Source organism: Roseomonas sp. BN140053, assembly GCF_047690175.1.
Lineage (GTDB): Bacteria > Pseudomonadota > Alphaproteobacteria > Acetobacterales > Acetobacteraceae > Roseomonas.
In genome coordinates this window covers 1-15,787 of the sequence record NZ_JBLLEB010000059.1, presented here as the reverse complement: position 1 = coordinate 15,787, position 15,787 = coordinate 1, and the positions used below count along the sequence as shown (strand labels likewise).

At 66.8% G+C, this 15,787-nt stretch carries 11 protein-coding genes and 1 pseudogene; 8 read left to right on the top strand and 4 right to left on the bottom strand.

Features of this window, described 5'->3' with window-relative positions; genetic code table 11:
- Nucleotides 1-182 precede the first annotated feature (182 nt).
- From ACLIBK_RS24505 to ACLIBK_RS24480, 6 genes and pseudogenes are all read left to right on the top strand, one after another.
- A pseudogene (locus ACLIBK_RS24505) lies at nt 183-1,328 on the top strand (site-specific DNA-methyltransferase); the annotation flags it as partial.
- Between the two features lie 124 nt (nt 1,329-1,452).
- Entirely contained in the window at nt 1,453-1,980 is a 528-nt protein-coding gene (locus ACLIBK_RS24500) for a P27 family phage terminase small subunit (RefSeq protein ID WP_415389929.1), read from the top strand.
- Nucleotides 1,958-3,673 carry a terminase large subunit gene (locus tag ACLIBK_RS24495; RefSeq protein ID WP_415389928.1) on the top strand — a complete coding sequence of 572 codons (1,716 nt, stop codon included), beginning with the start codon at nt 1,958-1,960 and terminating at the stop codon, nt 3,671-3,673. Before ACLIBK_RS24500 ends, ACLIBK_RS24495 begins: the two co-directional genes overlap by 23 nt.
- 165 nt (nt 3,674-3,838) lie before the next feature.
- On the top strand, nt 3,839-5,572 hold the full coding sequence (locus ACLIBK_RS24490; protein WP_415389927.1) for a hypothetical protein: 1,734 nt from the start codon (nt 3,839-3,841) through the stop codon (nt 5,570-5,572).
- Nucleotides 5,573-5,703: 131 nt separating this feature from the next.
- Complete coding sequence (locus ACLIBK_RS24485) at nt 5,704-5,991, top strand: hypothetical protein (protein WP_415389926.1); 288 nt, start codon at nt 5,704-5,706, stop codon at nt 5,989-5,991.
- A 276-nt stretch (nt 5,992-6,267) separates the two neighbouring features.
- Nucleotides 6,268-6,867 carry a LysE family translocator gene (locus ACLIBK_RS24480; protein ID WP_415389925.1) on the top strand — a complete coding sequence of 200 codons (600 nt, stop codon included), beginning with the start codon at nt 6,268-6,270 and terminating at the stop codon, nt 6,865-6,867.
- A gap of 171 nt (nt 6,868-7,038) precedes the next feature.
- Here the strand turns inward: ACLIBK_RS24480 and ACLIBK_RS24475 are convergent, their stop codons facing one another.
- The 3 genes from ACLIBK_RS24475 to ACLIBK_RS24465 all read right to left on the bottom strand — a co-directional run bounded on the left by ACLIBK_RS24475 (nt 7,039) and on the right by ACLIBK_RS24465 (nt 9,927).
- The gene (locus tag ACLIBK_RS24475) at nt 7,039-8,394 is read right to left on the bottom strand and encodes an SGNH/GDSL hydrolase family protein (RefSeq protein WP_415389924.1); all 1,356 of its coding nucleotides are present in this window, start codon (nt 8,392-8,394) and stop codon (nt 7,039-7,041) included.
- A 181-nt stretch (nt 8,395-8,575) separates the two neighbouring features.
- Entirely contained in the window at nt 8,576-9,328 is a 753-nt protein-coding gene (locus ACLIBK_RS24470) for a recombinase family protein (protein WP_415389923.1), read from the bottom strand.
- A complete protein-coding gene (locus tag ACLIBK_RS24465; RefSeq protein WP_415389922.1) occupies nt 9,328-9,927 on the bottom strand; it encodes a DUF3489 domain-containing protein in 600 nt (199 codons plus the stop codon). The genes ACLIBK_RS24470 and ACLIBK_RS24465 overlap by 1 nt, the downstream gene beginning before the upstream one ends.
- Before the next feature lie 597 nt (nt 9,928-10,524).
- On the opposite strand from ACLIBK_RS24465, the gene ACLIBK_RS24460 reads away from it, so the two are divergent.
- Together ACLIBK_RS24460 and ACLIBK_RS24455 are read left to right on the top strand one after the other, a co-directional pair.
- A complete protein-coding gene (locus ACLIBK_RS24460; protein WP_415389921.1) occupies nt 10,525-11,637 on the top strand; it encodes a class I SAM-dependent methyltransferase in 1,113 nt (370 codons plus the stop codon).
- Between the two features lie 891 nt (nt 11,638-12,528).
- Nucleotides 12,529-13,497, top strand: a complete 969-nt coding sequence (locus ACLIBK_RS24455; protein WP_415389920.1) for an alpha/beta hydrolase — start codon at nt 12,529-12,531, stop codon at nt 13,495-13,497.
- Nucleotides 13,498-14,047: 550 nt separating this feature from the next.
- Here ACLIBK_RS24455 and ACLIBK_RS24450 read toward each other — a convergent pair.
- Complete coding sequence (locus tag ACLIBK_RS24450) at nt 14,048-15,295, bottom strand: caspase family protein (protein WP_415389919.1); 1,248 nt, start codon at nt 15,293-15,295, stop codon at nt 14,048-14,050.
- Between the last annotated feature and the right edge of the window lie 492 nt (nt 15,296-15,787).

Genomic DNA, 15,787 nt, shown 5'->3' with positions numbered 1-15,787 from the left:
CACCTGCCGCTTGAATGCGACACTGTGGGAACGGTGCCGTGCCATGACTTCCATCCTCCGGAAGCCCAGCCAGAGAGGTCAATCCATTTCGCCCAAGCCGTCCACCAGGAGGGGCGCACTCCATTTCGTGGTTGCGAATTAGCCCGTTTTTCGTGGGGCCGCTCAGCGGGGGAGCTTCGCGCATGCAGGACACCGTCTGGCCCGCCGATCATGTCGAGCGCTGGCCGCTGTCGCGCCTCACGCCCGCCGCGCGCAACGCCCGCACCCACTCCGAAACGCAGGTCGCACAGATCGCCGCTTCCATCCGTGAGTGGGGCTGGACAGTGCCGGTGCTCGTGGACGAGGACGGCACCCTGATCGCCGGCCACGGACGCGTGCTGGCCGCGCAGCGCTTGGGGCTCGCGGCGGTGCCGGTCATGGTGGCGCGCGGCTGGTCCGAGGCGCAGTGCCGCGCGTACCTGCTGGCCGACAACAAGCTCACCCTGAACGGCGGCTGGGACGAGGCACTGCTGCGTGCCGAACTGGCCGACCTCGCCGGGCTCGGCGCCGACCTGTCGCTGACGGGCTTCAGCGCAGAGGAGCTGCAGGCGCTGACGGCGCAGCCCTCGCCGGGGCTAACCGACCCGGACGAGGTCCCTGCCCCACCCGAGGTCCCGGTCAGCCGCCTGGGCGACGTGTGGATCCTGGGCCGCCATCGCCTGGTCTGCGGCGACAGCACCGACCCTGCCGTGGTACAGGCCGCCCTGGGTGGCGTGCGCCCGCACTTGATGGTCACGGATCCGCCCTACGGGGTGGAGTACGACCCAGCTTGGCGCAACGAGGCGCTGGCGGGCAGCAAGACCGCCCGCACCGGCAAGGTGCTGAACGACCACCGTGCCGACTGGCGCGAGGCTTGGGCGCTGTTCCCGGGTGACGTGGCCTATGTCTGGCATGGCGCCCTGCACGCCGGCACGGTGGCCGAGAGCTTGGCGGCCGCTGGCTTTGGCATCCGCGCCCAGATCATCTGGGCCAAGGAGCGCCTCGTGCTGGGCCGTGGGCACTACCACTGGCAGCACGAGCCCTGTTGGTACGCCGTGCGCGACCAGGGCACCGGTCACTGGGCTGGCGATCGCAAGCAGACCACCCTGTGGCAGATCCCGTCGCGCGACCAGGATGCCGACACCGTGCACGGCACCCAGAAGCCGGTGGAGTGCATGCGCCGGCCGATCGAGAACAACTCCTCGCCTGGGCAGGCGGCCTACGAGCCGTTTTCCGGCTCCGGCACGACCCTGATCGCCGCCGAGATGAGCGGGCGCGCCTGCCACGCGGTCGAGCTCTCGCCGGCCTACGTCGACGTGGCGGTGCTGCGCTGGCAGGCCTTCACTGGCCAGGAGGCGGTGCTGGAAGGCAGCGGGCAGAGCTTCGCCACCGTGTGGCCGTCACCCGCGCCGCCGCGGCTCTGGCGCCAGCCTGATGCCCCGCCCTGGCCCCAAGCCCACCCCCACCGCCCTGCACCGCCTGCGCGGCTCCTTCAACCCGACCCAGCACGGCCGCGATCGGACCGGCGAGCCCGTGCCGGAGGGCGCGCTCCCGGCGGAGGCACCGGAGTGGATGACCCCGGGTCAGCGGGAAAGCTGGGCCTATGCCATGGCGCATGCACCGGCCGGCCTGCTCAAGCCCATCGATCGCGGCCTGCTCGCGGTGTGGGTCGAGGCCGAGGACCGCCACCGGATGGCGATGATCCAGCAGGCCAAGCTCGACGCCGGCTCCACCCTGCCGCTGCTGACCAAGGGCCGCGATGGCCAGCCCACCGCCTCTCCCTACCTGCGGCTGATCCGCCAAGCCGCTGAGACCATGCTGCGCGCCGCTGGTGAGCTCGGCTTCAGCCCCGCGTCCCGTCCGCGCCTCGGTGGGGCGGCAACGCCGCGCGACGAGGCCGCCGAGCGCGAGACACCGTGGACGCGGCTGCAGCTGATCCATGGCCACAAAGACGCCGGTTAGCCCGGCCCTCGGGGTAGCCGTCGCCACCGCCTATGCTCGGGACGTGGTGACGGGCCGTATCCCCGCCTGCACCTATGTCCGGCAGGCCTGCCAGCGGTTCCTGGACGAGTTCCAAGCTGCCAAGCGTGACGAGGGTCCCTGGGCCTTTCGCGCCGACCTGGCCGAGGCCGCCATGCTGTTCGCCGAGCAGTTGCCCAACATCAAGGGCCCGGAGGCCGGTCGGCCGCTGCGCCTGATGCCTTGGCAGCGCTTCGTGTTCGCCAACCTCTTCGGCTTCGTCGAGCGCGGCACCACCACCCGGCGCTTCCGCCAGGCCGTGGTCTTCGTCCCCCGCGGCAACGGCAAGACCACCTTTGCCGCCCCGATCGCGCTGTACCTGACCTTTATCGAGGGCGAGGGCGGGGCGGAGGGCTATGCCGCCGCGGTGACCCGCGACCAGGCGCGCATCCTCTTCGACGCCGCCCAGCAAATGGTCCGCCGCAGCCCCGACTTCCGCGCCGCCTTCGGCGTGGCCGAGCGGGCCAACGCCATCTTCCAGGAGCGCTCGGCCAGCAAGTTCGTACCCGTCTCTTCGGATGCCAAGTCGCTCGACGGCCTCAACGTCACGGTGGCGGTGTGCGACGAGCTGGCCAGCCACCGTACCGCCCTGGTGTACGACGTGCTGCTCACCGCCATGGGCAAGCGCCGCCACCCCCTGCTACTGTCCATCAGCACCGCCACCGGCAACAACAGCGGCATCGGCCGGCAGATGTGGGACTACGCCGTCCGGGTGCTGGGCGGCACGCAGCAGGACGAGCGGCTGTTCGCGCTCATCTACACGGGGGACGAGAGCGACGACTCCTGGGACGAGGCCTCCTGGATCAAGGCCAACCCTTCCTGGGGTCAGGCGGTGCAGCCCCATGCCATCCGCGCCATCATGCGCCAGGCCCGCAACAACCCCGCCCAGGAGGCTGCGGCCAAGACCCGGCACCTCAACGTCTGGGTGGGTGCCGACGAGGCGCTGTTCAGCACCCGGGCTTGGCGGCACTGTGCCAATCCCGCCCTGACCCTGGAGCAGCTGGAAGGGCGCGATTGCCACGTCGCGGTGGATCTGGCGGCCACCACCGACCTGACCGCCCTGGCCCTGGTATTCCCCTCGCGGGGTCCGGACGGCAAGCCGCACTACGACGTGGTGAGCCGCTGCTACCTGAACGAGGCAGCCGTCTTGGAAGCCAGGAACCCGTCCTACCCCGGCTGGGCGGCCGAGGGCTGGCTCACCGTGACGCCGGGCAACGAGACGGACATGCGGACGGTGGAGGAGGACCTGCGCAGCCTGGCCGAGCGGTTTCGGGTCCGCAGCATTGCCTTCGACCCCTGGCAGGCGCGGCAGATGCGCCAGGCCCTGGCCGCCGACGGTCTGCCCGTAGTGGAGTTCCACATGCGCACCGCCAACCTGTCCGAGCCCACCAAGGAGCTGGGCGCGGCCATGCTGGCCGGTCGCGTGCGGCACGACGGCAGCCCCGTGCTGGAATGGTGCATCGGCAACGTGGTCGGGCACTATGACGCCCGCGGCAACGTCTACCCGCGCAAGGCCCGGCCCGAGCAGAAGATCGATGCCGCGGTGGCGCTGATCATGGCGCTCGGACGTGCCACCAGCGGCGAGGCCGAGGAGGCCGACATCAACGAGTTCCTGGCCCACCCGCTCCTGGTGTGATGCGGGCCCGCAACATCGTCCAGGTGCACTTCCAAATTTCCGGCAGCCCGCCGCTCACGCCTGTCAGGAGGATTAGTGCCGATGTCGTAACAGATATGGACCGGCCCCACGCACTCCAGCACGCTGCGATCCCAAAAGGGTTCGTAGTCGTCTGGGGAGGGAGAAATGCAACGCTGGCGGGCCCGCGACGGTGTTCGAATGGGCTGGGGAGTGTTCCTGGCCTGCTGGGCTTTGGCGGCGATAGCAGCCCTTACCCTTGGCCGTGACGCGAACTGGGACCTGCGCAACTACCACTACTACAATGCCTATGCCCTGCTTCAGGGACGCTGGGACGTTGATCTCGCGCCAGCAGGCGGGCACTCCTTCCTGCACCCGGGGCTCGATCTGCCCTTCTATCTCCTGACGCAGAGCTCGCTGAACCACTGGCCGCGGCTGATTTCCGTACTGCAGGCAGGCTATCTCGGCTTACTCGCCTTCCTGGTTCTCGCCATCACCAACCTCGTCTGCCATGGCGCTCCAGGACGACTGAGCGGATGCAGCATGCTGGTCGCAGCCTTCGGGCTGAGCGGCGCGGCCACTCTCCCGGAAGCAGGCACTACCTTCAATGACATCCAGGTCGGTTGCCTCGTGGTGGGCGCCTTGCTCGCGTTGCTGCTCGCACCCCGAGCGGAAGATCGCGGCCATCCCAGGCGAGCCACCGTCTTAGGGCTGCTAGCCGGCACGCTGGCAGGAGCCGCAGTTGGACTGAAACTAACGGCGGTGATTTTCCCACCAGCTCTGGCGCTTGCCGCCTTGTTCGCTGGGCCGCCTGGTGCCGTTCAATGGCTGCGCCGCCTGGCTCTGCTGGCGGCTGGTGGGATCGCGGGCTTCGCAGCCGTTTACGGACCCTGGGCTTGGTTTCTGTTCGAGCGTTTTGGAAACCCCTTCGGACCTTTTCTCAACGAGGTGTTCCACTCGCCCTGGTTCCTGCCGGAGACCTTGCGTGACACGCGCTTCCTTCCTGCTGATCTTTGGCAGGCGCTGATCTATCCCCTGCTTTGGGCGCGCTACTCGGTGGGACGGGTGACCGAATGGCCGGTGGCAGACCCTCGCTTCGCAGTCGGCCTCCTGGCGACGGTGATAGTTGTTGGAGCCGACGTATGGCGACGCCTCATGCGACCGCACAATACATTGCAGAACCGCGTAGATCAGGAGGAGATATCGTCCGAGCGTGCAGCCGCCCGACGTGCTGCGTGGGCGGTGATGGCCTTTGTCCTCGTCGGTTATGCCCTGTGGCTCATCACCTTCAGCATCTTGCGCTACGCAGGCCCGCTCGAGGTGCTGCTCGGTGTGCCCATCTGGGCCGTGGCGCGAGAGCTGTCGACTGCTACGCCATTGCTGGTTCGCCGAGCGAGCTGCTCAAAGATGGGGGCGGGAGCGGTAAGACGCACCCGTATCGTTCCAACAGCATACGTCGCTGTCGCGCTTGGCGCGTGCAGTCTCGGCACCCGGTATCCCGAGTGGGATCGGCAGCCCTTCGATTGGGCCGGCGACCCCCGCGGGACGATGGCAGTGGCGGTGGCCCCCGTCACGCTACCTCAGGGATCACTGGTGGCGATGGTTGGCCCCACAGTGTCGTTCACCGCTCCGTTTCTGTCCGGCCCCGGTATCCGCTTCATCGGCGCCCCGCATCCTGGTGGCGCCGGCCCAGCCGCCTTCCGCACCGCCATGGCCGACGCTGTTCGGGAGGCTGCGCGGCAGCACCGAGGGTTTGCCTTCGCCGTGGTAGAAGATCCGGACGACTACGATCGCGAAGTTGCCCAAGCGTACGGCATCAGTCTCGACCTCGCTTCCTGTGCTGACCTGCCAAACAATCTCACGACTCTGATCCGGCTGTGCCGATGGCGGAACGCCGAATGAACCTGTAGTGCGGCCCTGCATCGTGGTGCGGTACGCTGCACGATGGGACGGTGGCTGGAGTCTCACCATCACGAGCTTCCCGATCGTCAGCCCTTCTCCGAGACGGCGGCTCGATCGAGGCCACCGCCAAGGTGGGGCAGTCGCTTTTCCGCATGGCCACCGAGGGCGGGTCGGTGGCGGCCGCCATCTTCTGGATGAAAGCGCGGGCGGGGTGGCGGGAGAAGCAGGTGGTCGAGGTCACGGCGCGGCAAAGCATCGAGGAGATGTCGGACGCCGAGCTGCTGGCGATCATCCAGCACACGCGGGACGCCATCGCCGAGCAGGAGGAAGCCGCGGCCGAGGAGCAGGCCGAGGCTGCGCGCCAGCGGGGTGCGATCGAGCACGAGCCCGAAAGATCAGGCCAAACGCTCCGCTGCTGATAGCGCTATTCGTGGCGACGCTTCGGATCTGGAGACATGCAAACCAAACTGGGTGGGGAGTGTCGTGCATCTCATAACCACGGGGCCTCTTGAAAGGCGCTCCCAACCATGAGTACGCTGGCGGCATGACTGGAGCGCTGAAACTCAACAGTTCTTGGTGGCTGCCCATCTAAGGGGCGGCTCCATAGGTCATTGCATCATGGGCTGCCGCGTAAGGGCGGCCCTTTTCACTTCTCCGTCCCGATTGCGGCACCCAAGCCCTGCACGGAGAAATTCATGGACACCGCTGGTCTGCTCGCCCTCTCAGGGTTCGTGTTCGCCGCAACGATGTCGCCCGGGCCAAACAACATCATGGTGATGGCTTCAGGAGCCACTTTCGGCTTCCGACGCTCGATACCTCATCTTCTCGGGATTTCTGGCGGTATCCTGGCCATCGTAGTCTTTGCGGGCCTGGGGCTCGCCGCTGTTTTCGACGTCTTTCCGATCCTTGAAACAGTGCTGATCGTCGTTTCAGCCGTGTACCTTCTCTGGCTCGCCTGGAAGATTGCCACCGCAGCACCGCCGGTCACCGGCGACACACAGGCAAGGCCGCTATCACTGTTCCAAGCGGCCGCATTCCAGTGGGTGAACCCTAAGGCGTGGGTCACGGGCCTATCTGCCATTGCAATCTTTGCACCGAGCCACTCTCTCGCATGCGTGGTGTTGGTTGGCTCGTCATTCGCAACCCTCGGCTTGGTCTCGAGTGCGATCTGGACCTGGATGGGAACCGCACTGCGCCGCTGGCTGATCGTCGGGCACAGGCTGCGGATCTTCAACCTCGCCATGGCCACTTTGCTAGTGGCATCGCTCTACCCGCTCATCTTCAATTCAGATTAGGCAGCTGTCGGCAGAAGCCAGTCTTCCAGCCACAAGCGGAGCTACCAGCCGTTAAAGGAGCACGCGTCGCTCTCGGACCCCTGTTCACCATCGACCAACGACCGTTGCTCGGTGGTGAACAGAGGGCGCCGGCGGCAGACGGCCGGAGCAACTCCGGCCCCCACCGCCATGCTAACGGCTTGTCTGACGGAACAGCTCGACGTCGATGCTGTTCGCCATCGCCGTGTACCCTGCCGGGCTCGGGTGCAGGTGGTCGCCCGAATCGTACTCAGTGCGCATCCGCGTCGGCCGGGCGGGATCTTGCGTGGCCGCGGCGAAGTCGAGAACGGCGTCGTAGGTCCCGCTGGTCCGGATCCACTCGTTGAGCGCCTGGCGCTTGGCTTCCCCCTCCGGGGTCCAGTACGCCGCTCCCTCGAACGGGGTGAGGGTCGCGCCGAAGACCCGCAGGCCACGTGCGCGGGCACGCTCTATGAACTGACGATGTCCGGCGATGAGTTGTGCCACGCTCGGATCGGGCCTGGCTCCGCCGTTACCGATGTCGTTGATCCCGAGCATGATTGTGACAGAGGCCGCTCCGGCCTGGGCAAGCACGTCGCGATCGAATCGTGCCAGACCGTTAGGGCCGACCCCGTCCTCGAGCACGCGGCCGCCGCCGATACCGCCGTTGATGACGCTCATGGGGATCCCTGCAGCCGTCAGACGAGCGGAAAGCAGGTTCGGCCAACGCCGGTTCTGGTCGAGACCGGACTGGGTGCCGTCGGTGATGGAATCGCCGAACGCCACCAGCACCCTAGTAGGCTGCGTTGTCACGACCTCGACCCGGCTCAGGAAGAACGAGGAAGCAGAGGGCAGCCCGTCGCCACGACGGTAGGCGGTCGTCGTGGCGACCGGAAGCGAGACCACGCCGGCGTGATTGCCTGGGATCGACACGTAGTTGGTCTGCCAGGAGGCAGGGTGATACGTCACTGGCGATCTCGATGCGGCGGTGTCATCCGGCAGGTAGAGGTCAATGACGACATCGCCAGAGTCCGGCACTGCCAGATCGACAGGATCGCTCACCATCAGGGCGCCGGGCGGAATGGCCGGCTGTGTGAGCCCGCCGAAGGTGAGGACGCGGTTGCTGCCCGCCACGATGGACGGCCCTTTGTCGCGGAGGGCGACTTGAGCGGCGCCAACGCGCAGAGGCATAGTTCCGAACGTGTTCGTCAGCACGACCCTGACGCGGTTGCCGCCTGTGGAAACTCGGGCAATCTGCCTCAGCGTCTGATCGTGAAAATGCAGGCGTGAGCCGCCGGCTACCTCGAGCTGCTGGCTCGGGGCTGCTTCGCGAACAGCCTCCGGAACATCGTTCACCCACGGAAAGGCCAGCGCGGCCGGGCCTAGAGTTTGTGCGGGCTGGTCAACACGGGACACGTCCGGCGCGGCCCATGTTGGGGTCCAGCGTTCGGGGGGAGACTGGGCATGCCCAGCGGATGACAGCGCGACCGTGAGCACTGCGGACGCGACGAGATGACGCAACCTCGGCATCTGACCTCCTCCCCTATATCGGATGGGTCAGCAGTCTCGCGGACGCCAAGTTATGACAGCCACTCCGTGCCCATCCGTTGGCCGAATGATCCTCAGATCGGTGGATGGCTGACAAGGGGCAGAAAGCGGAATCTCGGCTCAGCTCCTCGCCACCTCCTCGTCGGAGAGGCCAAGGTGAAGCTCAGCGACCCGCGCTGCCATGTCCTCGTAACCGGGGGAAGGGCTCGCAGAGGCGCGCCTCTGGCGCTGCCCGCGCCAGCACCCGCGCTACCGTCGTGTGCGTCCACATGCCGCTCCCGGCCGGGGTCGGCACGCCGCGTTCGTTCAGAGCCCGCGCCAGCGCCGCTTGGCCTATCACGCCCTCGCCGCGCAAGCGCTCCACCTCCAGCACCAACCGGTGCGCTACCTGCTCCGCGCCCTCACGCCGCGCCAGGGCTGCCGCAGCCGCGTCCGGGCCTGCTGACGGCCGGTGCCCGCGATCCCCGCCCAACGTCCGGCCACGCGCCTTAGCGGCGGCTAGTGCCGCGCGGGTGCGCTCGCTGATGAGCTCCCGCTCCTTTTGGGCCATGGCCGCGTAGACCCGCATCATTAGATCGTCCGCCCCGGGCATGTCCGCCGCCCGGATCGACAGCCCCTCCTCGAGCAGACCCGAGAGGGTGTGAGCCCGTCGGGTGATCCGGTCGAGGCGCGCCGCCACCAGCGTGGCCCCGAGTTGCCGGCAGCGGGCCAGCGCTGCCTGGAACCCGGGCCGGCGATCGTCCTTGCCGCTAGCCACGTCGGAGTACTCGGCGACCAAGGTCCAACCCTGGGTGGCCACGAAGGCGCGCACGCTGGCCTGCTGTGCCTCGAGCCCAAGGCCGCTGTGGCCCTGCTCGGCGGTGGAGACCCGGTACAGAGCCACCGCGTAGCGGGGGCCTGTGCTCGTCCGACGCATCAGCCCACCTCCGCCACGCGGTAGACGGTGTAGCTGCCCTTGGCCCCTGCCCTGCCCGGGCCGACTTGGCGGACGCGATCCAGCACCTCGACCGCGGTGCCGCGCCGCTTCAGCCCGGCGAGGAAGCCGCGCACGGTGTGGGGTGCCCAGCCGGTCGCCTCGACCACCTGGGCACCCGTGGCGCCCTCGGGGCGGCGTAGCAGGGCCAGGACCGTGGCCCGCTTGGTGCCCGTGCGTGGAACGCGTGGTCCGCATGCGGACGTCGGCGCAGGCTTCCGGGCCAGGGCGTTGCGGAGTTGCTCTACCCCGGCCGCCAGAGCGTCGGGCGGGCTCTGGGCATTCCAGGCCGCCAACACAGCCTGAGCGGCCGCACGCAGGCCAGCAGGGGTATGGGTGGACGCCCCAGCAGTCCGCCCTTCCCGCAGGTCGGCTCCAATTGACGTCAGGCCAACATCGGTGGCGTGTAGGTTCCGTTCCGCTTCCTCGGCCAGAGCAGGCGGATACGCCCGCAGTCCGGTCTTCAGCAAGGAAGCGATGACGGCCTGCCGTGGTGGCGCGGGAATGTCGGGTAGCGTGGCAATGTGGCTCTGCTTGACCATCGCGGGGCTCCGGTGCGGCTGGCCCGACCTTTGGGTGCCGCTACCAGCCCGAGCCCCGCCGAGCCTTGGCTGGTGGAGCATGGCTACGCCGCGTCGCTGCGGCGCCGATGCACTGTTCGCTCAACCTCCAATAGAAGCCAAGCGCCTTACAGATAGGTGTACCCTGCAGAACAGCGCTGGCTGAGGTGGCCTCCATAGCCATTGTCGATTCGGACCCGCCGAAAGTGGCTAATCAGCCTATCTCCAATCACCACTCTCCGGCATTGAGCGATAAAGGCGTATGCCCCTCACAAGTGTTCACGAGGGTGGTCAGGATGGTTGCTCAATGTTGAGCACTTACGGCGAACCCGGCCTCTAGGCCTTTGGTGAGGGCTGATCTCGATGACCCTACCTCCTGATCGGCAGGCTGCAGCACTGCGCCGTTTGGCCGTACACCTGTCGGACATCCTGAAAGCGGAGTTTTCGCTTCGTCTCTGGACTGGGGAGTTGCTGCCCCTCGGGCCAAACGCCCGATCGGACCTGGCGGTAGCACTCAACACTCCGACTGCTGTCACCCGACTGCTTCGGCGCCCACGTCTCTCCACCGTGGTGGAACTGGTGGCGGATGGCGCACTCGACATCGAGGGCGGCACGCTGCTCGACCTCGCAACCGCCCGCGGCACTGCGTCCCGGGGCGCGCTGCGGGGTGTGAGCAGGTGGCTGCTGCTGCGTAGCCTGGCGCCCTTCCTTCTCGGCGCCGGCGATCGCGGGAAGACCCACGCCTATGCCGGCGCCCAAACGGAAAGGGCCGAGGCCGGACGGGACGACAAGGCACTCGTCCAGTTCCACTACGACCTGTCCAATACCTTCTACGCCCTCTTCCTCGACCCGGAGATGCAGTACTCCTGTGCCTACTTCCCGCGCTGGGACGCCGGCATCGAGGAGGCGCAGCAGGCGAAGCTGGAGATGATCTGCCGCAAGCTCCGGATGCAGCCGGGTGAGCGCTTGCTCGATATCGGCTGTGGCTGGGGCGGGCTCATCTGCCACGCCGCCCAGCACCATGGCGTCATCGCCCACGGCGTCACGCTGTCGCAGGCGCAGCACGACTTCACCCAAGCGAAGATCGCCCGCCTCGGCCTGGGCGACCGCGTCACTGTGGAACTCAAGGACTACCGTGATCTCGCCGGTGAGTGGGACCGCATTGCTTCCATCGGCATGTTCGAGCATGTCGGTGCGGCGAACCACGCCGCCTACTTCACCAAGATGCGCAGCCTGCTCCGACCGCGTGGCGTCATGCTGCACCACGCCATCACCCGGCCGGCCAAGCGAACTGCCGGAGCCTTTCGGCGCAAGCGTCCAGAATACGCAGCCATCGTGAACTACGTCTTTCCCGGAAGCGAGCTCGACCACATCGGCAACACCGTTTCCGGGCTGGAGCGCCATGGCTTCGAGGTGCACGACGTCGAGGCTTGGCGCGAACATTATGCCCGGACGACGCGCCTATGGTGCGAACGGCTGCACGCCAACCGCGCTGCGGCGGAAGCCGAGGTCGGTGCTGCTCGGGTCCGCCTCTGGCTGCTCTACCTTGCGGGGGTGAGCCTGGGCTTCGAGCGCGGCACCATCGGCATCTTCCAGACCGTCGCGACCAAGCGGGCGCGCGGTCCTGCCGGCCTGCCGCCCACACGGGCAGACCTCTACGCTCGGCCCCCGGCCTGCCCGCGCGTGGCGTGAGTGCGTCGCGTCGGGCCGCTGCCCAATCCACCCGGGGGAGGATCGTGAGGGAACAGTTCTCTGCCACCCGCGACGGTATGCGCTGCCCAGATATGCGCTGCCCAGAACGGTGTGCGGGCCCAGGCGGTCACCTCCACCACCTGGGCCATGGTGACGCCCTCGGGGCGGTGCAGCAGGGCCAGAACCGTGGCCTGTTTGGGGCCGATGAGTGGAGCGCGCGACCCATTGGTGGGCCGTGAGGTAGGCCTGTGGGCCAGAGCTGTACGGAGGCGCTCCAAGGCTGCCGAAAGGGCATCGGGCGAGTTCTGTGCATCCCAGCCGCCACCACGACCTGAGCGGCCCCACGTAGGCCATCACGGGCGTGAATGGGCGCATCGACAGGCTGCCCTCCTCCCGTAACGGTGCTGGCCGCAGTCAGGCCAAGTTCGGTGGCGCGCGGGTCCGGCCCATCCTCATCGGCAGGATCAGGCTTCTGGGCCAGCAACCCGGTCTTGAGCAGAGAGGCGATGACCGCCTGCCGTGGTGGAGCGGGTACATTAGGTGAAGTAGCCGCGTGGCTCTGCTTCACCATCGTACGGCTCCGGTGCAGCTAACCCGACCTCCGGGTGCCGCTACTACCCCGAGCCCCGCCGAGCCTTGCTCAGTAGGGTGTAGCTGCCGCGTGGCGCGCTCCCGCACGCCGATGTACCGTTCGCTCAACCTTTGACGGCAGCCAAGCACTAAGCTCGATTGGTCTGATTTTGTAACAGATTGACAGCACTTCCGCTCCCGTCTCACAGTTGCTCTGCCCCTAAGTGCAGCCACTGCGGCACTGAGCCGACTGCCTTCAGCGCTCAGCCGACTTGGGCCAACTCAGCAACAAGGGGGCTCCGCGACGCCGAGGTGTGTGCCATGCCAATCACCGTCCAGTTCGCGACCAACCGCAGGCTTACCGGGCCTGGTGAAGAACTGAGCAGCTATGGTGACAGCGTCATCCCTCCGTCCTCGCCAGCCGAGATCACCTACGGTACTGCCTTCGTGGACGAGGTTGATCTCACGGCCGACACGGTGGGCGCGATCACGGAAATCCGGAACCTACAGCGGGGAGCCTTCAGCGACGAAGCAGTGGGCGACCTTGCTGGTGCAAGACGCAACCTACTGATCTTCGTGCATGGATTCGACAACAGCTTCGAGAACGCCATTACTCGCGCGGCCTTTGTCCGCGACTGGCTGGCCACGTCGGGATTGGACGAGGCGGACACGAGCGTCGTGGCCTTCAGTTGGCCGTCTCAGGGCAGGTTGCTTTCGCTTCCCCTGCTATGGGAGCCCTACAAGTCCGACCAGGTCAGGGCGGGTCAGTCGGGACTGCATCTCATGAGCTTTCTCGCAAACCTGGAGCCGATTGTGACCGCAGCGCGGGCTAATGGGCGACGCGTCTTCCTCCTGGCCCACAGCATGGGCAACTACGCTCTGCAGTCCGCTGTCGAAAGCTGGTTCAGCCACGGGAATGGTGATGCGGAACTGTTCGACGAGGCATTCCTCGCGGCGGCGGACGAGCAGTACCGAACCTTCGACTTCCCACAGATGGGCCGGCTGAGCGGGCTCGGGCGTCTCGCGCGACGCGTCACCATCCTGTTCAGCGAAGCCGATAATGTCCTGGGCGTCAGCGCTGCGATCAACTTGGTTAAGCGGCTTGGCCAGGAGGGCCCGCACGCGCGCTTCGATCAGGTGCGGTTCCCACCTGCCCAGTACAGGATGGTGGACTGCGCGGGGCACCGGGACTTCGAGTTCAGCTTCGCGAGCTCGCACCAATACTATCGGCGTTCACCGGCCGTTCGGGACATCATTGCAGCCGCAATGGCGCGGCCGCGAGCGATCTGACCCGATGTACTTCTGGCATTCCTGGGGGACCACAAGCTGACCTCTTGGCCCTGTGCCGTCAGAGTCGAGTTTCCGTCGACGTAGCGCGGTCACATGGCTGAAAGCAGGGCTAGCATTTGGGCCAGCATGGGGCGGGGCTTCCCATCGGCCGCCGACTGCAGCCCGGTCCTGAGCAGGGAGGCGATGATGGCCTGTCGTTGTGGGGCGGGGACATCGGGTAGCATGGCAACAGGGCTCTGCTTGACCATAGTGCGGCTCCGGTGCGGCTGGCCCGACCTCTGGGGGCCGCTACCGACTTGGAGCCCGCCAAACCTCGGTCGGTGGGGCATAGCTGCTGTGCGGCATACCACCGCAGCGCTGATGCAGAGTTGGCTCATGCTTTGACGCAAGCCGAGCAGTAACTACCCAGAATGCAGATCAGGACTATTCCGATCTGACAGGAGTGAGGCACGACCATGGGCATCCGTGTCGCCCGCCTCCATTGAACTCAGCGGTAGCACTGGAAAAGCACCACTGTTCGCGCCTAGCACTGCTCTCGACTGAATTGCGTCTACGACAGCCGATGTAGCCGAGTTCCGACTTCGGGGTTTGCCCGGTTTGCCTGTGGTGGCAGGATGGTCACGGCCCGCAGCGTGTCTGCGTTCTCCAGCCGGAAGCGAAACTGTTGCCCGTTACGCTGCTGGAAGTTGATCTCCCCGTTACGCAGCGCGGCATTCCGAATACGGAACCAGCCCGCAGGCCCCTGGTTCCAGGCCGTTGGAGTGGGCGGTCCAAAAGCATTGATGACATCGGCCGTTCCGGCGCTCTCATCTACCGAAAGCACCACCAGCAAGGCATCCCGGCCGCCATTGCCCCACCGGCCATCACCCCAAACGCCGACTAGCGGGCTCCGCCCTCCGCGGGTCACCATATCGGGTAGTTCGGCCGCGCCTGGCAGTGGGATGCCTCGTGCCATAGCCTCGGCGCGCGCCGCCGCGCTGATCGGGTCGGCCTCAGACGACGCGCTTGGTGGCTCCGCAGCCAGCGCTGGTCCTGGCAGGCTCGCTATCCCCGCTGTACCAGCACCGGCGAGGAAGATATCCGAGAGCAGCGACGAGTTGTCCCATGGCACTTGGCGACCACCCGTCATCTGAACCACCCGCTGGCGCACTCTGGTCATCAATTGGCGGACTTCCAAGCCGGGTGTGCGCAACTGCTCGAGCAAGGCGGCTGCGAAGGGACTATTGCGACCACCTCCGTCCGCGGCTACGGTTCCTGGGCTGGTCGAGAAAGCAACGAGGGTGCCCAGGTCCACGTTGGCCACTGCCGCCAAGCCTGCGCCCACCGAACGGGTGCCGGACAGGCCACGCATCTGCACGGCGAACGGATTGTCGCGGCACGCATCCAGGATCACCACCCGGGAGCGCGCGCCCTCCATCGCGCGCAGGGCAGCTGGCAAACCAACTAACTCGAAATCCACGTCGCGCGCATCGCGTAAGCGGGCATCAATGGGGATCAGGTAGTTCTCCCCCGCAACCTGGATGCCGTGCCCAGCATAGTAGAGCAGCGCCAGCTCGGCTCCGTCTGCAAGCTGCCCGAAACGCTGCAGCCTGCCTTGCAGGCCGGCACGCGAGGTGTTGGTGATGAGTTCTACGCTGAAGCCGACGCTACGTAGAGACCGTGCCACAGCCGTGGCATCTTCGACCGGGTTGGTCAGAGCGGGCACAGACTGGTAGGAGCCGTTGCCCACCACCAACGCCACGCGCCGCTGCGCGAAGGCTACGCTGGTTGCTGCGCAAATGGTGAAGAGGAGGAGCACTGCCACAATGCACAGAACAAGCTGTTGCGCGCGACAAGAGTATCCCGCTCTGCCTTTGGACTCTCCCTCCATAAAGCCTACCTCCATGCCCATCTCATTACAATTTCGTTCTGACGATGGCACCACATTGTCTAGCTTGCTAGGCCAGTGACTCCTGCTTTCCTGACCGCCTCAGCAGGGCTCCCTCCCCCACGGTGCAAGGGGATCACAGTCGGGCAAGGCTGGGTGGCGCCCAGATCTCCCTGCGGATGCTCGTCCAGATTAGGCTTTTGTGCCCCAGCAGACCGCCGAGCAGATCCGCGACGCTCCCAGCCTCACGTGATCATCACCACACGGTTCGGGCGATGCCGGTCGAAACGCGACCCACCATTTGGAGTGCGCCCCTCCTGGTGGACGGCTTGGGCGAAATGGATTGACCTCTCTGGCTGGGCTTCCGGAGGATGGAAGTCATGGCACGGCACCGTTCCCACAGTGTCGCATTCAAGCGGCAGG